Origin of the sequence: Micromonospora sp. NPDC005252 (assembly GCF_042872475.1) — a bacterium.
Lineage (GTDB): Bacteria > Actinomycetota > Actinomycetes > Mycobacteriales > Micromonosporaceae > Micromonospora.
On the sequence record NZ_JBIAKN010000001.1, the window covers coordinates 448,350 to 465,962 of the forward strand.

Annotated in this window: 21 protein-coding genes; 11 read left to right on the forward strand and 10 right to left on the reverse strand. The window is 71.8% G+C overall.

From position 1 onward, the window contains the following. The first annotated feature begins 44 nt into the window (after window positions 1–44). The 3 genes from ACFYPH_RS02185 to ACFYPH_RS02195 all read left to right on the forward strand — a co-directional run bounded on the left by ACFYPH_RS02185 (window position 45) and on the right by ACFYPH_RS02195 (window position 2,996). Window positions 45–986 (forward strand): DMT family transporter, encoded by a 942-nt coding sequence (locus ACFYPH_RS02185; RefSeq protein ID WP_387178282.1) that lies wholly within the window; start codon window positions 45–47, stop codon window positions 984–986. Window positions 987–1,083: 97 nt separating this feature from the next. After that, window positions 1,084–1,608 (forward strand): SigE family RNA polymerase sigma factor, encoded by a 525-nt coding sequence (locus ACFYPH_RS02190; protein ID WP_387178285.1) that lies wholly within the window; start codon window positions 1,084–1,086, stop codon window positions 1,606–1,608. Continuing rightward, complete coding sequence (locus ACFYPH_RS02195; protein ID WP_387178288.1) at window positions 1,605–2,996, forward strand: hypothetical protein; 1,392 nt, start codon at window positions 1,605–1,607, stop codon at window positions 2,994–2,996. The genes ACFYPH_RS02190 and ACFYPH_RS02195 overlap by 4 nt, the downstream gene beginning before the upstream one ends. Here the strand turns inward: ACFYPH_RS02195 and ACFYPH_RS02200 are convergent. Further along, window positions 2,974–3,249, reverse strand: a complete 276-nt coding sequence (locus ACFYPH_RS02200; protein ID WP_354855927.1) for a hypothetical protein — start codon at window positions 3,247–3,249, stop codon at window positions 2,974–2,976. The two genes, ACFYPH_RS02195 and ACFYPH_RS02200, sit on opposite strands and share 23 nt — an antisense overlap. A gap of 9 nt (window positions 3,250–3,258) precedes the next feature. Beyond that, a complete protein-coding gene (locus tag ACFYPH_RS02205) occupies window positions 3,259–4,083 on the reverse strand; it encodes an SDR family NAD(P)-dependent oxidoreductase (RefSeq protein ID WP_355132654.1) in 825 nt (274 codons plus the stop codon). A 127-nt stretch (window positions 4,084–4,210) separates the two neighbouring features. On the opposite strand from ACFYPH_RS02205, the gene ACFYPH_RS02210 reads away from it, so the two are divergent. Further along, the gene (locus ACFYPH_RS02210) at window positions 4,211–5,167 is read left to right on the forward strand and encodes a CoA ester lyase (protein WP_354855926.1); all 957 of its coding nucleotides are present in this window, start codon (window positions 4,211–4,213) and stop codon (window positions 5,165–5,167) included. Window positions 5,168–5,243: 76 nt separating this feature from the next. On the opposite strand, the gene ACFYPH_RS02215 is transcribed toward ACFYPH_RS02210, so the two are convergent. Next, on the reverse strand, window positions 5,244–5,741 hold the full coding sequence (locus ACFYPH_RS02215) for a DUF4190 domain-containing protein (RefSeq protein ID WP_354855925.1): 498 nt from the start codon (window positions 5,739–5,741) through the stop codon (window positions 5,244–5,246). Window positions 5,742–5,858: 117 nt separating this feature from the next. Here ACFYPH_RS02215 and ACFYPH_RS02220 point away from each other — a divergent pair, with 117 nt between their 5' ends. Next, entirely contained in the window at window positions 5,859–6,764 is a 906-nt protein-coding gene (locus ACFYPH_RS02220; protein WP_363936685.1) for an SDR family NAD(P)-dependent oxidoreductase, read from the forward strand. A gap of 13 nt (window positions 6,765–6,777) precedes the next feature. Here ACFYPH_RS02220 and ACFYPH_RS02225 read toward each other — a convergent pair whose 3' ends face one another. Next, window positions 6,778–7,314, reverse strand: a complete 537-nt coding sequence (locus tag ACFYPH_RS02225; protein WP_355066730.1) for a DUF4190 domain-containing protein — start codon at window positions 7,312–7,314, stop codon at window positions 6,778–6,780. 176 nt (window positions 7,315–7,490) lie between these two features. On the opposite strand from ACFYPH_RS02225, the gene ACFYPH_RS02230 reads away from it, so the two are divergent. Then, the gene (locus tag ACFYPH_RS02230; protein ID WP_354855922.1) at window positions 7,491–8,687 is read left to right on the forward strand and encodes an acyl-CoA dehydrogenase family protein; all 1,197 of its coding nucleotides are present in this window, start codon (window positions 7,491–7,493) and stop codon (window positions 8,685–8,687) included. Here ACFYPH_RS02230 and ACFYPH_RS02235 read toward each other — a convergent pair. The 3 genes from ACFYPH_RS02235 to ACFYPH_RS02245 form a co-directional block, all read right to left on the reverse strand. Continuing rightward, the gene (locus ACFYPH_RS02235) at window positions 8,668–9,408 is read right to left on the reverse strand and encodes a hypothetical protein (RefSeq protein ID WP_387178295.1); all 741 of its coding nucleotides are present in this window, start codon (window positions 9,406–9,408) and stop codon (window positions 8,668–8,670) included. The genes ACFYPH_RS02230 and ACFYPH_RS02235 overlap by 20 nt on opposite strands. A gap of 166 nt (window positions 9,409–9,574) precedes the next feature. After that, window positions 9,575–9,982, reverse strand: a complete 408-nt coding sequence (locus ACFYPH_RS02240) for a CoA-binding protein (RefSeq protein WP_355066732.1) — start codon at window positions 9,980–9,982, stop codon at window positions 9,575–9,577. 26 nt (window positions 9,983–10,008) lie between these two features. Then, window positions 10,009–12,075 carry an intein-containing Rv2578c family radical SAM protein gene (locus ACFYPH_RS02245; protein ID WP_387178298.1) on the reverse strand — a complete coding sequence of 689 codons (2,067 nt, stop codon included), beginning with the start codon at window positions 12,073–12,075 and terminating at the stop codon, window positions 10,009–10,011. Between the two features lie 92 nt (window positions 12,076–12,167). On the opposite strand from ACFYPH_RS02245, the gene ACFYPH_RS02250 reads away from it, so the two are divergent. Next, a complete protein-coding gene (locus ACFYPH_RS02250; RefSeq protein ID WP_387178301.1) occupies window positions 12,168–12,587 on the forward strand; it encodes a thiol-disulfide oxidoreductase DCC family protein in 420 nt (139 codons plus the stop codon). On the opposite strand, the gene ACFYPH_RS02255 is transcribed toward ACFYPH_RS02250, so the two are convergent. The 3 genes from ACFYPH_RS02255 to trxA form a co-directional block, all read right to left on the reverse strand. Beyond that, the gene (locus ACFYPH_RS02255; protein ID WP_387178303.1) at window positions 12,551–13,522 is read right to left on the reverse strand and encodes an MFS transporter permease; all 972 of its coding nucleotides are present in this window, start codon (window positions 13,520–13,522) and stop codon (window positions 12,551–12,553) included. The genes ACFYPH_RS02250 and ACFYPH_RS02255 overlap by 37 nt on opposite strands. Beyond that, window positions 13,519–13,959 (reverse strand): hypothetical protein, encoded by a 441-nt coding sequence (locus ACFYPH_RS02260; protein ID WP_354855916.1) that lies wholly within the window; start codon window positions 13,957–13,959, stop codon window positions 13,519–13,521. Before ACFYPH_RS02260 ends, ACFYPH_RS02255 begins: the two co-directional genes overlap by 4 nt. Before the next feature lie 153 nt (window positions 13,960–14,112). Continuing rightward, window positions 14,113–14,475 carry a thioredoxin gene (trxA, locus tag ACFYPH_RS02265; protein ID WP_030329190.1) on the reverse strand — a complete coding sequence of 121 codons (363 nt, stop codon included), beginning with the start codon at window positions 14,473–14,475 and terminating at the stop codon, window positions 14,113–14,115. Window positions 14,476–15,023: 548 nt separating this feature from the next. Between trxA and ACFYPH_RS02270 the strand changes: the two genes are divergently transcribed. The 4 genes from ACFYPH_RS02270 (at window position 15,024) to ACFYPH_RS02285 (ending at window position 17,605) form a co-directional block, all read left to right on the forward strand. Continuing rightward, entirely contained in the window at window positions 15,024–15,539 is a 516-nt protein-coding gene (locus ACFYPH_RS02270) for a MaoC family dehydratase (RefSeq protein ID WP_387178306.1), read from the forward strand. A gap of 104 nt (window positions 15,540–15,643) precedes the next feature. After that, entirely contained in the window at window positions 15,644–16,168 is a 525-nt protein-coding gene (locus tag ACFYPH_RS02275) for a hypothetical protein (RefSeq protein WP_354855914.1), read from the forward strand. 53 nt (window positions 16,169–16,221) lie between these two features. Beyond that, window positions 16,222–16,845, forward strand: a complete 624-nt coding sequence (locus ACFYPH_RS02280) for an RNA methyltransferase (RefSeq protein WP_354855972.1) — start codon at window positions 16,222–16,224, stop codon at window positions 16,843–16,845. A 49-nt stretch (window positions 16,846–16,894) separates the two neighbouring features. Beyond that, on the forward strand, window positions 16,895–17,605 hold the full coding sequence (locus tag ACFYPH_RS02285; protein ID WP_354855913.1) for a DUF6758 family protein: 711 nt from the start codon (window positions 16,895–16,897) through the stop codon (window positions 17,603–17,605). Window positions 17,606–17,613 lie beyond the last annotated feature (8 nt).

Sequence of the window (17,613 nt, forward strand, 5' to 3'; positions counted from 1 at the left end):
ATGACCCTCGGTGCTGACCGTCATACGTGTGAGGATTACGTCCCGTGCCCCCACCTTCACATCGGCCGACCCTGGATCCGCTGACCACCGGCGCGGTCGGGCTGGCCGTGGTCGCCGTGTCGTCGTCCGCGCCACTGATCGCGTACGCCGCCGCTCCCGCGTTGGCCATCGCGTTCTGGCGCAACCTGCTCGCGGTGGCCGTGCTGAGCCCCTTCTCGCTGGCCCGGCGGCGCGCCGAGTTCCGCAGGCTGACCGTGGGCGCGGGCCGGCGGGAGGGGCTGTTCTGCGTACTGTCCGGGGTCGCGTTGGCCGGGCACTTCGCGACCTGGGTGCCGAGCGCCCAGCTCACCTCGGTCGCCACGTCCACCGCCCTGGTCGCCACCCAGCCGGTCTGGCAGGGGTTGATCGCCCGCGCCCAGGGGCGTCCGCTGCCCCGGGTGGTCTGGATCGGCATCGCGGTGGCGGTCGGCGGCGCGGCGGTCGCCACCGGGGTGGACGTGGGCGTCTCCGGCCGGGCCGTCCTCGGCGACGTGTTGGCGTTGGTCGGCGCCCTGTTCGCCGCCGTCTACACCGCCTTCGGCGAGCGCGCGCGGACCAGCATCAGCACCACCACCTACACCACCATCTGCTACGGGATCTGCGCGCTGATCCTGCTGGCCATCTGCCTGGTCGGCGGCGTCCGGCTGACCGGGTTCGACGGGCGTACGTGGTTGGCCATCCTGGCCCTGGTGGCCGGCGCCCAACTGCTCGGGCACTCGATGTTCAACTACGCCCTGCAGAAGATCCCGGCGACCACGGTGAGCGTGCTGATCCTGCTGGAGGCGCCCGGCGCGGCCCTGCTCGGATGGGCCTGGCTGGGTCAACTGCCCCGCCCGTACGCGCTGCTCGGGATGGCGCTGCTGCTGGTCGGGGTCGCGGTGGTGCTCGGCGGCCGGCGCAGCGAACCCACCGCGCTGCCGGCCGACCCGACACCGCTGGCCGGCTGATCCCCGACACCGTGCCGCGACGACGTGAGGAACATGGACACGGGTTCCCTCCGCGGCGGGGTCGCCCGGCGTCTGCCCGGGTGAGGAGGGCGATCCGTTGACGACTGAGGACCGCGCCCGGGACGGCTTCGCCGACTTCGTCCGGGCCGAGACCGCCGGGCTGACCCGGTTCGCATACCTGCTGACCGGTGACCGGCACCATGCGGAGGACCTGGTCCAGGTGGCGCTGGCTCGCGTCGTGGTGCGCTGGGAGCGGATCGAGGATCCGCCCGCCTATCTGCGCCGGGTGCTCTGCACCCAGGCCGCCAGTTGGTGGCGCTGGCGGCGGGCCCGTCCGGCGGAGCGGCTGGGCGGGGCGTTGCCGGAACGATCCGGTCCGGGTGACGACGCCGATCTACGGCTGGTGCTGTCGGCGGCGTCGGCTCGGCTGACCGTGCGGCAGCGCGCGGTCCTCGTGTTGCGCTACTACGAGGACCGCACCGAGTCGGAGACGGCTGAACTGCTCGGCTGCCGGGTCGGCACCGTGAAGAGCCAGACCCGCCACGCCCTCGGCCGACTCCGCGTACTCGCCCCCGAACTGGCCGAACTTGTCGGCCGTGACCCGCAGGAGGTGGCACGATGACCGCCCGGCTCTCGGAAGCGCTGCGGCGCCTCGCCGACGACGTGCCGCCCGCGCGCGTACCGGCGGGGTTCTTCGACGCGGCGCGGACCCGGCACCGCCGTCGCCGGGCCGCCGTCGCGGGCGCGCTCGCCGTCCTGGTCCTGCTCCTGGGCACCGGGTACGCGCTGCGCCCGGTCGCCCTGCCGATCCCCGCCGGCCCGAGGCACGACGCCCCTGGCCTGCCCACCAGACTCGTCGACCCGCCGCTGCGAACCGCCTCGGTGCGGGCCTCGGCACCTGGCTCGGCGGCGATGCTCTTCGGCGGTCCCGCCGTGCGCACCGATTGGTTCGAGACCCGGATGGGTGTGCTCGCCGCGGACGCCGACCGCTACCGGGTGCTGGACGCCGGTTCGGCCGTCGCGGGCTTCGAGGCGATGCTGTCCCCGGACGGCCGGTACGCCTCGATCGGTGCGACACTGCTCGACCTGCGGACCGGGAAGCTCACCCCGGATCGCACGGGCGGCTACCCGCTCGCGTTCGCGCCGAACGGGGAGCGTCTCGTCTACGCCGAGGACGACACGACGTTCACCCCGCCCAACAGCTACGGCACCCCGTACGTCGGTGTCTACGACCGCAAACTCGGCGCGGATGTGCTGCGGGTGCGGGTCGGGACGGCCTGGATTCCGCCCGGACGCACGGCCGCGCTCTCGCCCGACGGCGGGGAGTTGGCCCTCCAGGTCCGCGACGAGGTCTGGCTCACTCGGGTGGCCGACGCGGGCGCCGATCGGGTCGCCGAGCCGTACCGGAAGCTGCCGCTCGCCGGCGGCCGGCTCGCCGGGGCCGGGTCCTGGTCGCCGGGCGGCGGATCGGTGGCGGTCCTGGATCGGTCCACCTGCGACGACTGCCCGGTGCCGTCCTTCCGGCGCACCTGGACGCTGGCGTTGCGATCCACCGTCGACGGTTCGCCCGTGGCCGGTGCCGCGTTCCCCCCGCTGCCTTCCCGCACGTTCGTGCAACTGCTCGGCTGGCGCTCGGCGGAGGAGGCGGTCGCGTTGGTCGGGGTGCCGGGTCCGGCGGCGGTGGACCGCCCGGACGACCACGACGTGGCCTGGGAGCCGTATCACGAGCCCGGAACGGAGGCGGTGGAACTCGTGGCGCTGCGCCGGGGCGCGCTCGCGCCGGAGGTGCTCTTCCGCACCCCGGAGGGCATCACTGAGCTGTCGGTCGCCGCCGACCTGGCGATCGACGGGGCGGTACGCGAATCCGGTCGCCCCGACTACGGGCCGCTGCCGTTCTGGGCGCTCGCGGCGGGGTTCGTGCTGGTGGTCCTGGTGGCGCTGCCCGTGCTGGGGTGGCTGCGGCGGTGGCGCGGCCGCCGTCGCCGGCCTAGCCCTCGTGCACCTCGATGACGCGGGTGGTCGGGGCGGCCTCGCCGAGGGCGGTGCGCAGGGCCGCCCGCTCCGGGTCGACCAGGAACGACTCGTAGCCGGCCCGCCCGTCGAAGGTGATCACGTGCACCTCGGCCCGCCCGTCCGTGCCGCGCAGCCGTCGTTCCAGCCGGCCACCGTGCCGGTCGAGCAGCGCCAGCACGGTGTCCTCGTAGCGCTGCCCGGCGGCCTCGGCCCCGGCCGGATACTCGACGACTGCGACAAGGGTCAGCATGACGCCACGCTATCGGTCGATGCCGACGGCCGTGGCGCTGGCTTCCCAGAGCCGGGCCGCGAGCTGCGGGTCGGCTGCCTTGCGGTACGGCCGGCGTGGCCGGCGGTTGTAGTAGTACGCCCCGTTGATGAGCCGGGCCGGATCCTGGTTGGCCAGCCAGACCAGCGTTTCGGCGCCCTTCTCGGGGCTGCGGAACGGCAGGAACCGCATGCCGAACGCGACCATCCGGCTGTCGTTGGCGAACCTCGTACGCACCACGCCGGGGTGGAAGCTGTGCGTGGGGATGTGCGGCCAGCGGCGGGCCGCCTCGGCGGCGAACAGAATGTTGGCCTGCTTGCTGGTGCCGTACGCGGCCATCGACCGGTAACGGCGCAGCGGCTTGTTGAGGTCGGCCGGGTCGAGCCCGCCGTAGCGGTGCGCGCCCGAGGCGGTCACCACTATCCGGCCCACCCGGTCGGCGAGCAGGTTGGTCAGCAGGAAGGGGGCCAGGTGGTTGGCCTGGATCGACAGCTCGAAGCCGTCGACGGTGGTGAGCGGTTGGAGCGCGATGGCCCCGGCGTTGTTGGCCAGCACGTCGATCCGGTCGTACGCGTCGCGCAGCCGCTCGGCGAGCCCGCGTACGTCGTCGAGCACCGCGAAGTCGGCCCGGAACAGCTCGGGACGCTCGCCCGAGGTCTCCCGTACCCGTTCCGCCGCGGCCTGCAGGCGGGCCGGATCCCGTCCGACCAGCACCACCTGGTCTCCGCGGCACGCGAAGCTCACCGCGGCGGCCAACCCGATGCCGGAGCTGGCTCCGGTCACCACCACCAGCCGACGCCCAGTGAGATCTTCCACAGGTCCATTCACCCCGGTCATGGCGCGAGGTTACCGTGACGTCACCACGCCCTTTGGGATCGTTAAGTTTTTTTCGGAGTCAGGTGGCGTCGGCGTGCTCGCCGATCGCTGGAAGAGGAGCGCATTCATGGCCGCAGTCGGTCGTCCCCGCCGGTCCTGCCTCGCCGTGCCGGGTTCCAGCGTCAAGATGCTCGGCAAGGCCCAGGGTCTCCCCGCCGACCAGGTCTTCCTCGATCTGGAGGACGCCGTGGCGCCGCTGGCCAAGCCGGATGCGCGCAAGAACATCGTGGCCGCCCTCAACGACGGTGACTGGGCCGGCAAGACCCGGGTGGTCCGGGTCAACGACCTGACGACCCCGTGGACCTACCGGGACGTCATCGAGGTGGTAGAGGGCGCCGGCGCGAACCTGGACTGCATCATGCTGCCGAAGGTGCAGAACGCCGCCCAGGTGCAGTGGCTGGACCTGACGCTCACCCAGATCGAGAAGACGATCGGCCTTGAGGTAGGCCGGATCGGCATCGAGGCGCAGATCGAGAACGCGGCGGGTCTGGTCAACGTGGACGCCATCGCGGCCGCCTCGCCGCGCGTGGAGACCATCATCTTCGGCCCGGCCGACTTCATGGCGTCGATCAACATGAGGTCGCTGGTGGTCGGCGGCCTGATCCCGGACTACCCGGGCGACCCGTACCACTACATCCTCATGCGGATCCTGATGGCCGCGCGGATGCACGACAAGCAGGCCATCGACGGCCCCTTCCTGCAGATCCGCGACGTCGACGCGTTCCGCGAGGTGGCCAAGCGGTCGGCGGCGCTGGGCTTCGACGGCAAGTGGGTGCTGCACCCGGGCCAGATCGACGCCGCCAACGAGATCTACCAGCCGGCCCAGGCCGACTACGACCACGCCGAGCTGATCCTCGACGCGTACGAGCACTACACCTCGGAGGCCGGCGGCAAGCTCGGTGCGGTGATGCTCGGCGACGAGATGATCGACGAAGCGTCCCGCAAGATGGCGCTGGTCATCGCCGCCAAGGGCCGCGCCGCCGGGATGAGCCGTACCTCGTCGTTCACCCCACCGGCGCAGTGACGCCTCGGGCCGGGTCGGTCGCCGCCGGCTGCCGACCCGGCCTACCAGCCGGCGGTACGCGGGTCCGACGACCGAGTCAGTAGCTGCTGTCGCTGCCGGCGCCCGTCGTGACCGCGAAGACGATCGCGACGACGTAGAACGCGATCGCCAGCACCATCAGCGCGGTGACGATCCAGCCGACGATGATGCCGGCCTTCGCCATTCCCTCGCCGCCCTCGCCGCTGACCCGGATCTGCTTTTGCGCCACATGGCCGAGGATCGCCCCGATCGGCGCGGTGATGCCGCAGGTGGTCAGGCCGGCCAGGGCCAGCACGAGCGCCGCGATGGCCAGCCCGTTGGTCTTCGGCGGTGGCGGGTACCCGTAACCGGGGTGCGGCGGGTAGCCGGGCGGCGCGTACGCGCCCGGCGGCAGCTGCCCACCCGCGTACGGGTCGACCGGCGCGTACGGGTTTGCGGGGCCGGGTTGGGTCGGTATCGGCTGGCCGGCCACCAGGGTCGGGTCCGGCGGCGCGCTCGACGGTTGAGCCGACCAGGTGGGGTCGGTCCAACCGCCGGGGGGTGGGGGATTGGTCATGCGAACTCTCCGTCGGCTCGGGTGCGCCGTCAGAGTAGCCAGGGGTGCCTAAACCCGATGGCCCCGCTCCCGGGTGCCGCGTTGCTCGGGCCGGTCGTAACGGGCAGGATCCCAGGCATGGCAATAGACGCGCGCGCCGCGGACCGTTCCGGCAGCCGACCGCGACGGGACGTGAGCCGTCCGGGTGCGGGCCGCCGCGGTCGGGCGGCCACGCCGGCCGGCGCACCCGGCCCCGACGAACCGGTCGCACTCGCGGACCCGGTGACCATGCGGCTCGACGGTCGGGTCGCCCTGGTGACCGGGGCCGGCAGCCCGGACGGCATCGGCTACGCCACCGCCCGGCGGCTGGCCGACCTGGGGGCGCGGGTGGCCATCGTCAGCACCACCCGGCGCATCCACGAGCGGGCCGGTGAGCTGGGGGCGACCGGGTTCGTCGCGGACCTGACCGACGAGTCCGAGGTCGGCGCGCTGGCGGACGCGGTCGCCGAGCAGTTGGGTGACGTCGAGGTGCTGGTCAACAACGCCGGTCTGGCCAGCCGGGCCAGCCAGGGAGTGCTGCGTCCCGTCGCGCAGCTGACCTACGACGAGTGGCGCGGCGAGATCGACCGCAACCTGTCCACCGCGTTCCTGTGCAGTCGCGCGTTCATCGGCGGGATGGCCGAGCGGGGCTGGGGGCGGATCGTCAACCTGGCGGCCACCGCTGGGCCGGTCAACGCTCTGCCCACCGAGGCCGCGTACGCCGCCGCGAAGGCCGGTGTCGTCGGGCTGACCCGTGCGCTGGCCATGGAGATGATCGCCGACGGGGTGACCGTGAACGCGGTGGCGCCCGGCACCATCTACACGGCGGCGTCCACGATGGCCGAGATCAAGCAGGGCCTGGGCACACCGGTCGGTCGACCGGGCACCCCGGACGAGGTAGCCGCGGCCATCAGCTTCCTCTGCTCGCCGGCCGCCTCGTACATCACCGGCCAGATGCTTGTGGTGGACGGCGGCAACAGCGTCCGGGAGGCGCGCTTCCGCTGATCGGCCGGGCGGGTCAGTAGCCGCCGCTGTCGCCGGTGTTGCTGAAAATGACCAGCGCCAGCCAGCCGCAGCAGGCCAGCAGGGTCAGCGCGGTGAAGGCGTAGCCGAGGATCAGCCCCCAGGTGGCGAGCTGGTCGCCGTCCTCACCGCTGGTGCGGATCTGTCGCTTGGCCACGTGGCCGAGCACGGCGCCCGCCGGGGGGAACACGAAGGCGAACACCAGCGACAGGATCGCCAGCACGTTGGTGCCCCGACCGGGTCCGGACGGCGGCGGGCCGTACTGGCCGTAGGGGCCCTGCGGCGGGTACGGCGGCTGCTGCCCCCAGTGCGCCGGCTGGTGCGGCTTCTGCTGCTCGTACGGCGACGGCTCGTCGGCGGGGGGCCCGTACGGCGAGCGTTCCGGCGACCCGAACGACGACTGGTCCGGCGGCGGCGGGTACGGCGACTGGCCGGCCGGCGGTGGCGCGTACGGCGACTGGTCCCGGGGTGGCTCGTAGGGTGACGGCGGCGGCTCGTCCCCCGGGGGGCCCGACGGTGGCGGGTAGCTCACGGCTGTCCTCCTCCTGCCGGTGCCGGAAAAGTCCTTCTTGCCGGACGGTACCCGCAGCGGTGAACCTTTTCACAGCGGTTGTGTGGACTGGTCACCTTGGCCTTGCCGACCCGGAGGCCGATACTGACCGAGCGTTCAGTTACCCATGAGTAGTGCGCTGATCCCCGGAGGCTGAGATGGCCCGACTCGCCCAGACGCCCGGCCTGACCGATGTGCAGCGATCGATCCTGGAGACCGTCCGGGAGTTCGCCGACAAGGAGATCATCCCGCACGCCCAGCGGCTGGAGCACGCCGACGAGTACCCCACCGACATCCTCGACGGGATGCGCGAGATGGGGCTGTTCGGCCTCACCATCGACGAGGAGTACGGCGGGCTCGGCGAGTCGCTGCTCACGTACGCCCTCGTGGTGGAGCAGCTGTCCCGGGGCTGGATGTCGATCTCCGGCATCGTCAACACCCACTTCATCGTGGCGTACCTGATCTCCCAGCACGGCTCGGCCGAGCAGAAGGCCCGACTCCTGCCGAAGATGGCCACCGGCGAGGTGCGCGGCGCGTTCTCGATGTCCGAGCCGGAGACCGGCTCCGACGTCTCGGCGATCAAGTCCCGGGCCGTTCGCGACGGCGACAGCTACGTGCTCAACGGGCAGAAGATGTGGCTGACCAACGGGGCGTACTCCTCGGTGGTGGCCACCCTGGTCAAGACCGACACCGGCGCCGAGTCGGTGTACGGCAACATGAGCACCTTCCTGCTGGAGAAGGAACCGGGCTTCGGCGAGACAGCCCCCGGCCTCACCATCCCCGGCAAGATCGAGAAAATGGGTTACAAGGGCGTCGAGACCACTGAGATGGTGCTCGACGGGGTGACCGTGCCCGACTCGGCCATCCTCGGCGGCGCCGACAAGGTGGGCCGCGGTTTCTACCAGATGATGGACGGCATCGAGGTGGGCCGCGTCAACGTGGCCGCCCGCGCCTGCGGCATCTCCATCCGCGCCTTCGAGTTGGCCGTCGCGTACGCCCAGCAGCGCAAGACCTTCGGCCAGCCGCTCGCCAGGCACCAGGCGATCGCATTCAAGCTCGCCGAGATGGGCACGAAGATTGAGGCCGCGCACGCCCTCATGGTCAACGCCGCCCGCCTCAAGGACGCCGGCCAGCGCAACGACGTCGAGGCCGGGATGGCCAAGCTGCTCGCTTCGGAGTACTGCGCGGAGGTCGTGCAGGAGGCGTTCCGCATCCACGGCGGCTACGGCTACTCCAAGGAGTACGAGATCGAGCGGCTGATGCGCGAGGCCCCGTTCCTGCTCATCGGCGAGGGCACCTCGGAGATCCAGAAGACCATCATCTCCCGTGGCCTGCTCAAGGAGTACAAGCTCTGAGCTGCCCCTGGTCCGGCTCGATGGCCAGCTCCCGCGATCGGAACCGGTAGTCCTCGAGCGCGGCGATCAGCCGATCCTCCGGCACCGCCGTGTCCCGGCCGCCGACCACCGGCGCCGGCCGCAGCGACTGCCAGACCGCCGGCCGCAGCCGCACCCCGTTCAGCCGGCCGTCGCGCCGGTGCGGGCTGACCCGGTCGATGTTCGTCCAGTCCACGATCTGGCGGCCGTGCCGGATCGCGCTGGCGGTCAGCGCCAGCCTTCCGGTGAAGCGCGTCTCCTCGTAGACCCCACGACCGAGCCAGGCCGCGACCCCGACGGCGAGCACCGGCCGCGTCAGGTCGACCCACCGGCCGTGCGGGGGCAGGCTGGTGATCAGCCACCCTCCGATCGCGAGCAGCGTGGTCGCACCGGCCGCCAGGTCGACCCACCCGGCGAGCGACCGGCGTGCCACCAGGCCCGGTTCGACGGCGTCCAGGCCGGAGACACGCTCCCGCCAGCGCAGATGCCCGGTCCGCCGTGGCCACCACCGCCCGGTCAGCCACCGCATGCCGATGGCCGACCAGACCGCCAGGCTGGCGGTGGACGGGTTGATCCGAGGGAGCGCAAGCAGCCCACCGGCGACCCCGGCCGTCACCACCAACCCGGCCGTCAGAGCCAGGATCCGGCGCGGCCAGAGCCCGTCGCCCAGCGCCGGTACGCGGCCGCGCCGCGGGATGACCATGCCCGCAGCGTACGACCACCGGGAAACCAGTGAAGCGGGTCAGGCCGGCGGCGCGCTCGACGACGAGATGTTCGTGCCAATGCCGGCCGCTCACGTCGTGCCCACCGGCCTGTCGACGGCTTCCGGTCCGTCCGGCCGTCGGCCAGCCCGTCGGACCGACGCGGGATCAGCCGAGCCGGGTCAGGCCGGCGGCGGCGCGCTCGACGATGAGGCAGCGGTCCTCGACGTAGTCCATCCCGGCCGCCTCGGCGATCCGTCGCGCCTCGGCCGAGACGATGCCCAGTTGCAGCCAGACGGCCGGAGCGCCGATCGCCGCCGCGTCCCGCACGACCTGCACGGCGTCGGCCGCCGGCCGGAACACGTCCACCAGATCCACCGGGTGCGGGATGTCGGCCAGCGTCGGGTACGCCCGCTCGCCGAAGAGTTCGTCGACTGTCGGGTTGACCGGGATGATCCGCCAGCCGTACTGCTGCATCTGCAACGGCACGCCGTGCGCGGCCTTGCGCGGGTCGCGCGACGCGCCGACGACGGCGATGACGGCGGAGTCGGCGAGGATCTGCTGAGCGGTGCGCACCCGCCGACTGTAGCGCCGCCTGCTGGCTAGAGCAGGGTCAGCTGCTCGGCGGCCGGCGGTGGGGGCGGCTCGGGCAGCCGACGGTTGTCACCCACTTCGCCCCGGTGCAGCCCGTGGCGGCGGGCCGCGATCCGCACCCGGGCGGTCAGCTCCCGCTGGTACGCCTGCGGGGCGTACGCGCCGGCCCGGTAGAGCTCGCGGTAGCGGGGCGCGAGGTGCGGGTGCTCCCGAGCGAGCCACTGCGCGTACCACTCCCGGGCGCCCGGGCGCAGGTGCAGCGCCAGTGGAGTCACGCTGGTCGCCCCGGCGGCCGCGATCGCCGACACGGTGGCGTCGATCGACTCGTCGCCGTCGCTCAGCCCGGGCAGGATCGGCGCCATCAGCACCCCGACCTCGAAGCCGGCGTCGGTGAGTCGGCGGACCGCGTCGAGCCGGCGGCTCGGGTGCGGCGTGCCCGGCTCGACGCCACGCCAGAGCTGCTCGTCGACGAAGCCCACCGAGTAGGAGATGCCGACTCTGGTCACCTCGGCGGCCTGGCGCAGCAGCGGCAGGTCTCGCAGGATCAGCGTGCCCTTGGTCAGGATCGAGAACGGGTTGGCGAAGTCGCGCAGCGCCGCGATGATCTGCGGCATCAGCCGGTAACGGCCCTCGGCCCTCTGGTAGCAGTCCACGTTGGTGCCCATGGCCACGTGCGCGCCCCGCCACTTCGGCGCGGCCAGCTCCCGCCGTACCAGCTCACCGGCGTTGACCTTCACGATCACCTGCCGGTCGAAGTCCGCACCGGCATCAAGATCGAGATAGGTGTGGGTGTTTCTGGCGAAGCAGTTGTGGCTCACGACTCCGTCGGCGATGAAGTCGCCGGTGCCGGTGGTGATGTCCCACAGCGGCAACTCCAGCCCGAGCGCTTGAATGTCGACAACCCTGAGTGCGGCCTTGCATTTCAGAGCGGCACCCGCGATCGAACGCTTGCGAGTGATGGCCGGGTCGGTCAGGTGGAAGAAGCGCAACCGCGCCGGGAGACCGCCGGTCAGCCGTACATAGCGCAGGCGGTTCGTCCGCCTCCGGTCCTCGAGGACGGTGGCGAATCCAAAGGCGCGCAGTGCTTCCGTCGTGTGGCTGAGGACCTGATCGTCGCAGTTGGCGATTCTCAGGATGCCCTGGCTGCAACTGCCTTCGGCATCGAAGATGCCAGCAAGGAACCCTCGTTGCCAGTCAGGAGTCGAATGCTGCGGCCATTGGACGATCTCCCTGATTGCATCGACCTTCTGCTTTCCCGAGGCGCGGATCGCCTCCATCGGCCGCCGGTCGGGCCTGGCCTGGCCAAAGGAGGTGCGGCTTGTGTCGACGCCCTCTTCCTTCAGATACCGCTCGGTACGATCGAGGGCCTCGCTGTCCGCGAGCGCCAAGCGGAACCGGTGACTCCAGCTCCTGCCTGTGGCGTAGGTGCCTATGGTTCCGTCGCCGCGCACCATGCCGCAGAGATAGCCGCGACGGTAGTCGTGGGAGGCCTTCGGAGTTGTCTCGAACGCCCCAGTGCCGATCAGGCGATTGTTGGTGGTGAGGTAGGGCCGTTGATCGGCGCCGAACATGCCGCCGGTGATGTGTTTCCAGCCTCGCTCCGTCAGGAAGCGGTGGTCCCCGCTGGCGACGAGCGTCGTGCCGTCCTCCAGGGTGACGCGATAAGCCGGTTTCACGGTGGACCACTTGTCGAGGACGGTGGTGACGACGTATCGGCGGTAGGCGCCGCGTCGCTCGGTCCCGTAGATGCGGTCGCCCGACTCCAGCTCGCTGATCGGTTTCGTGCGTCCGTCCGCCATCAGAATGGGGGTGTCGCCCGATACGCAGTAAACACAAGCATGACTGCATCCTCGGTACGGGTTGATCGTCCACTCGAAGGGCACGCGGGACTGGCCGGGCACCCGGTTGAGGATGGACTTGGCCTGCACCTCGTGAAAGGTCATCCCGGCGAACTCAGGGGTGTCGAAGGTGCGCACGATGGCGCCGGGCAGCGCCAGCGGCAGGGGTGGCGTCGCTGGCGCTGCCCGCTCGGGGTCTCCCTCAACCGGGGGAGCGGTGAGGTTGTCCCAGCGCATGGCAACTATTCGAACACGTGTACGAGGCCCACGCAAGTGACTCGCCGGACACCGGAGCCCACCGGGCGGTCGCGCGGGGGAGGATGGACACCATGGAGAGGTCGACCTTCGTCTACGACGGGGACTGCGCGTTCTGCACGAGTTGCGCGGAGTTCATCGAACGCCGCATCCCCACCGCCACCCGGGTGGTGCCCTGGCAGTTCGCCGATCTGGACGCGCTCGGCCTCACGGCCGCCCAGTGCGAGGAGGCCGTGCAGTGGGTCGGCGCGGATGGCTCACGCGCCGCCGGGCCGGACGCCATCGCGAAGCTGCTCGCCGCGAGTGGTCCGCTCTGGCGGGTCGCCGGAGCGGGGCTGCGGTTTCCGCCGGCACGCGCCGTGGCCTGGCCCGCGTACCGCTGGGTGGCGCGCAACCGGCACCGGCTCCCGGGCGGCACGGCGGCGTGCTCGCTGCCGCAGGAGGCCCGGGAGCGGCTCTACGGGCCGGCCGGCCGCCCGAGCGCCGGGGCCTGATCCCCGAGCCGCGCCGGCTCCGTGCCGGCGTCCGCTGGGGTTCGATCGCGTGGTTCGGGGTCGGCGTTCGGTGGGGCCGGCTCCGGCGCGTCCGTCGGTGCGCCGGGGGTCTCGCGGCCGGTCAACCGGCGGGCCCAGACCAGCGGGCGGACCCGCTCCAGCGGCAGGAAGCTCGTCATCGCGGCGAGGTGGGGTGCGAACGAGATCGTGATGGTCGCGATGGTCACCACGTGGAACGAGTAGAAGAAGCCGACCATGGCCAGTCGCCAGCGGGCCGGCAGCAGGAACACCACGGGGCTGAACAGTTCGAAGGCCACGATGCCGAACTGGGCGACGATCAGCAGGTACGGCACCTGGGCGATGAGGTCCGCCAGGTCGGTGCCACGTCGGATGATGGCCCGCGCCAGCACCGAGCCGGTCAGCCAGTCCAGGCCGCCGAAGCGCAGCTTGGCCCAGGCCGCCAGGAAGTACGTGCAGATCACCGCGATCTGGGTGACCCGCAGCGCCCAGCCGCCGGCCTCGGTGCGGGTGGTGTCGCCGTGGCGGGCCCGGCCGGCGGTGGGCAGCACGGCCAGTGCGACGAGGAGCCCGAACCGGTCGTGGTCGACCTTTCCGTAGCTCATCGCGATGATCATCCACTCGAGGTAGAGCGCGCAGACCGACCAGCCGAGCAGCCGGGGCGCCCGGCCGGTCGCGGCGAGCAGGGTGAGCAGCAGCAGCGCCCAGAAGATCACCGCCACCACCGTCGGCGTCGGCGTCGGCAGCGGGAGCAGCCGGCCGATCAGCAGGGGCTGGTACAGCTCGCCGGGCACGCTGGCCCTGGTGCGTACCCATGGGGTGAAGACCACCAGGTCGGCGGCGACGAAGAGGTAGATCAGGGTGCGGAAGGCGGCGATCCGGCCGCGCGGCACCGCCTCGGTCAGCCAGCCGCTCATCGGGAAACCTGCCAGCGGACCACGGTCTCGTCGGTGTGCTGCCCGGTGGGTCGGCCGGCGCGGATGCCGTGCCAGCGGATGACGATGCGGACCTCGACCAGCGCCGGGGCGTCCGGGTGGCGTTCGGCGTACGCGTCGGCCACCTCGGCGAGCAGCGTCGGGTCGGCTGCGTACCGGTCCTGCTGGCCCTCGATCTCGGCGCGGCGGATGCCGGTGGCGCCCTGGTCGAGGTCGACCACCGCGCCGGCGCTGTTCACCCCCTCCACGCGGGTGTCCGGGGCGGGGGCGTTCGGCGGGTTGGAGGTGGCGTACATCCGGAACGGGCCGAACGGGAAGTCGTCGTCGCTGCCCCAGAAGGTGCCGAGCAGCAGCAGGACGAGACCGAGGGCGGTCGCGCCCAGCCGGGTCGCGCGCCCGCGGGTGGTCAGGGTCTCCATCGGGTCGTGACGATACGGGATGTACCGGCCGTGCGGGGTCCCACCGATGGCCAGTTCCGCCTGCCCAGGTCGATGATCACGCGCCGGTGCCCGGGTACGACGAAGGGCCGGACCCGACCGGGCCCGGCCCTCGCGCGCCGTCACGGGGACGGCTCAGTGGTTGTGCTCGGCCAGCTGCTTGCGGACGTCGTCCATGTCCAGCGCCTCGACCTGCTCGATCAGGTTCTCCAGCGCGGACTCGGGAAGCGCGCCCGGCTGGGCGAAGACGATGACGCCGTCGCGGATCGCCATGATCGTCGGGATCGACCGGATGTCGAACTTCGCACCCAGCTCCTGCTGGGCCTCGGTGTCGACCTTGCCGAAGACGATGTTCTGGTGCTTCTCCGAGGAGCGCTCGTAGACCGGGGCGAACCGCTTGCACGGACCACACCAGTCGGCCCAGAAGTCGACCAGGACGATGCCGTCGTTGCCGGTCACCTCGTCGAAGTTCGCCGAGGTCAGCTCAACGGTTGCCATTGCACTCTCCGATCACCGCGGTTTGTCTGCGTCCCGTAGAACCAGGGCTGACCGTATCGAATTCCCGGGCCGTCCAGCACGAAACGTGCGCAGGGCTGCCCGGGGCCCTCGGCGGCCATCGAACTGCGTCAGTTCATCCCGTCCTGCGGAACGCAAGTGCATGACGCACTTGCGTGACCTGCGGTGATGGGAGCGGTTCCAAGGAGATCCACCCGATCGAGCGCTACGAATCGGTAACTTGAGCCCTGACGAGGAGGTATCCGGCCTGCGGAGATCGCTGATCACCCCGCTCTCCGTCACGCAGAGTAGTGTTACAAAAAGATAAATGTGACCTCGATCTCTGTCGAACCTACGCCGTCGTAGGGCAGAATTCCTCACATCAGAGCGTGGGCGGCGGGTGCCGGGGAGGGCCCCGCCGCTCATTGCGTCTCCCCTCGGGTGAGTGACCGGTGTGACATTTCCGCCGGGGTCCGGCCCCGACCGTCGCCTTAACCATCGGTAAGGCATGCTGTGCCGAACTCCATCGCCGCCCGTCGAAGGGGACCAGGATGCAGTTCGGCCGCTACTACGAGGAGTTCGAGGTCGGCGCGGTCTACCGGCACTGGCCGGGCAAGACCGTCACCGAGTACGACGACCACCTCTTCTGCCTGCTCACCATGAACCACCACCCGCTGCACATGGACGCGCACTACGCCGCGACGGCCAGCCAGTTCAAGCGCAACGTGGTGGTCGGCAACTACATCTACTCGCTGCTGCTCGGCATGTCGGTGCCGGACGTCAGCGGCAAGGCCATCGCCAACCTGGAGGTCGAGTCGCTGCGGCACGTGGCGCCCACCTTCCACGGCGACACCATCTACGGCGAGACGACGGTGCTGGACAAGCGCGAGTCCGGCTCCAAGCCAGACCGTGGCGTCGTGTCCGTGGAGACCCGGGGCTACAACCAGGAGGGCACCATGGTCTGCGTGTTCCGCCGCAAGGTCATGGTCCCCAAGCGGGAGTACGCGGCCTTCGCCGTCGCCGAGGGAGTGGACCCGGAGCGGCCCAGCTTCCCGAACCCGCGCTGAACCCCCGGCGGCGCTGAGCAGGAGTCGCCGCCGCCGAGGCACGGGCCTCCATCCCGCACAGCAGGTTCTGTCGGGGAGGGGGCCCGTCGCCCGTTTCGGGGCTTATGCTGGCGCCGGAGGTTCCGATGAGCCACTCCGTCGCCGGAGAGCCGCCCTCTGCCGGCCGCCGCGCCGCACCCTTGACCACCGCCGTCTACTCCGCCGCCGAGTGGGACCTGCTCACCAGCCTGCCCGCTCGGGTGCTCGTGGCCGCCGCAGCGCCAGGCGCCGGCCGCCCGGAGCGGGGGGTGATGGCGGGCCTCGCGGGTCTGGACGCGGTGGCTGCCGGCCGCGGGTTCGACAGTGATCTGGTCCGTGCCGTGGTCGCCGCGATCTACGCCCGCCACGACGGCGCCCCGGCGCCCGTCGAGCGACTCACCGACCTGGTGGACCTGCTGGTCGCGTGCCGGGCGGCGGTTCGGGTCCTGCGCCGGCGCGCTGATCCCGCCGACTCGGCCGCGTACCGCCAGTGGGTGCAGTCGGTCGCGGCCCGCGTCTGCCGGGCGGTGCCCGGCCCCGGCGGACGTCCGGCCAGCCCCGCCGACCAACGGTTCCTGGACCGGCTGGGTGACGCGCTCGGCCTCGGCTGAGGTCGGCGGGCCGTCGCGGCGGACGCCGAGGTGGCCCGTACCCTCTGATGACCGTGACCGACGACCAGCTTGAGGTGGGCGTGGGCCCCTGGCCGGGGGACCCGCCCGAGGACCCGCGCTACGACCCGGAGTTGCTGGCCGAGGGGGACCGGCGCAACGTGGTCGACCGCTACCGCTACTGGCGACACGACGCGATCGTCGCCGACCTGGACCGACGCCGGCACGGCTTCCACGTCGCCATCGAGAACTGGCAGCACGATTTCAACATCGGCACGGTGGTGCGCAACGCCAACGCCTTCAACGCCGCCGAGGTGCACATCGTCGGACGGCGACGGTGGAACCGGCGCGGCGCGATGGTCACCGACCGCTACCAGCACGTCCGGCACCACGCGACGATCGAGGAGTTCGTCGACTGGGCGGCGGGGCGGCGGCTGCCCGTGCTCGGCATCGACAACCTGCCCGGCTCCCGCCCGCTGGAGACCGGCGTCCTGCCGCGGGACTGCGTGCTGCTCTTCGGCCAGGAGGGGCCCGGCCTGTCCGAGCCCGCGCGCGCCGCCTGCGCTGCGCTCTACTCCATCGCCCAGTACGGCTCCACCCGGTCCATCAACGCGGGTGTGGCCAGCGGCATCGCCATGCACGCGTGGATCCGCACGCACGCCGGCCCGCCACCGGACTGACCCTCGCCCCGTCGGCGCAATCGGGCGTTTCCGGCTTGACGTGCCAGCGATGCCGGGTGACGGTGGGGTTGTGAGTGTCGCGGTGAGTTGTCCGAGATGCGGGGGCCCGGTACGGGCGCCGGATCTGATGCACACCGAGTCGAGGTGCCTGCGCTGCGGTCCCGTGCCGCCGCTGCACGTGCCCGAACACATCGGAGCGGAGATCGTCGCGAGCGTGGTGGAGCGGATCGCCGCGACCGCGGGTCCACCGGGGACGCCGCTGTGGTGCCCGTGGCCGCTGCCACCAGGTTGGACCCTCACCGGCGTGGCGTACGCCGGTGACGACCGCACCGGGGTGCGGGCGACGGCGGTGGCCTGCGCGGGGCCGGCGCCGCTCGACGACGGTCCGGCGGATCTGGTCTTCGTGGCCGAGGAGCCGGGCGTCGGCCTGGGCACCCGGCTCGCCGGCCTGGCCGGCCCGGATCCCGGACCGGAACTCGTCGACGCGCTGACGGACCCCGGACCGGGGCATCCCGAGCACGTGGGGCAGGCCAGGATCCGCGTCGGCGGGCACCCGACTCCACTGTGGCTGGTGAATTCTCCGACGGATCGAAGCGCGTACGCCGGCGAGGCTCGGGGAATGTGGCTGCATGCGATAGCCTGGCCGGCGAGTGCGGGTCACCTCCTCGCGGAAGACGTCGTGTTGCACGACCTCACCGAGTGGACTCCGCCCGAGCTCGTGTACGGCGCACCATCCCCGTACCTGTCCGGGAGGGCTTGACAACCTTC

Coding starts and splice junctions, on each gene's coding strand:
- ACFYPH_RS02195 (WP_387178288.1), top strand. CDS start 1,605: ATGACCGCCCGGCTCTCGGAAGCGCTGCGGCGCCTCGCCGACGACGTG.
- ACFYPH_RS02200 (WP_354855927.1), bottom strand. CDS start 3,249: ATGCTGACCCTTGTCGCAGTCGTCGAGTATCCGGCCGGGGCCGAGGCC.
- ACFYPH_RS02210 (WP_354855926.1), top strand. CDS start 4,211: ATGGCCGCAGTCGGTCGTCCCCGCCGGTCCTGCCTCGCCGTGCCGGGT.
- ACFYPH_RS02215 (WP_354855925.1), bottom strand. CDS start 5,741: ATGACCAATCCCCCACCCCCCGGCGGTTGGACCGACCCCACCTGGTCG.
- ACFYPH_RS02220 (WP_363936685.1), top strand. CDS start 5,859: ATGGCAATAGACGCGCGCGCCGCGGACCGTTCCGGCAGCCGACCGCGA.
- ACFYPH_RS02230 (WP_354855922.1), top strand. CDS start 7,491: ATGGCCCGACTCGCCCAGACGCCCGGCCTGACCGATGTGCAGCGATCG.
- ACFYPH_RS02235 (WP_387178295.1), bottom strand. CDS start 9,408: ATGGTCATCCCGCGGCGCGGCCGCGTACCGGCGCTGGGCGACGGGCTC.
- ACFYPH_RS02245 (WP_387178298.1), bottom strand. CDS start 12,075: ATGCGCTGGGACAACCTCACCGCTCCCCCGGTTGAGGGAGACCCCGAG.
- ACFYPH_RS02250 (WP_387178301.1), top strand. CDS start 12,168: ATGGAGAGGTCGACCTTCGTCTACGACGGGGACTGCGCGTTCTGCACG.
- ACFYPH_RS02255 (WP_387178303.1), bottom strand. CDS start 13,522: ATGAGCGGCTGGCTGACCGAGGCGGTGCCGCGCGGCCGGATCGCCGCC.
- ACFYPH_RS02260 (WP_354855916.1), bottom strand. CDS start 13,959: ATGGAGACCCTGACCACCCGCGGGCGCGCGACCCGGCTGGGCGCGACC.
- trxA (WP_030329190.1), bottom strand. CDS start 14,475: ATGGCAACCGTTGAGCTGACCTCGGCGAACTTCGACGAGGTGACCGGC.
- ACFYPH_RS02270 (WP_387178306.1), top strand. CDS start 15,024: ATGCAGTTCGGCCGCTACTACGAGGAGTTCGAGGTCGGCGCGGTCTAC.
- ACFYPH_RS02275 (WP_354855914.1), top strand. CDS start 15,644: ATGCTGGCGCCGGAGGTTCCGATGAGCCACTCCGTCGCCGGAGAGCCG.
- ACFYPH_RS02285 (WP_354855913.1), top strand. CDS start 16,895: ATGCCGGGTGACGGTGGGGTTGTGAGTGTCGCGGTGAGTTGTCCGAGA.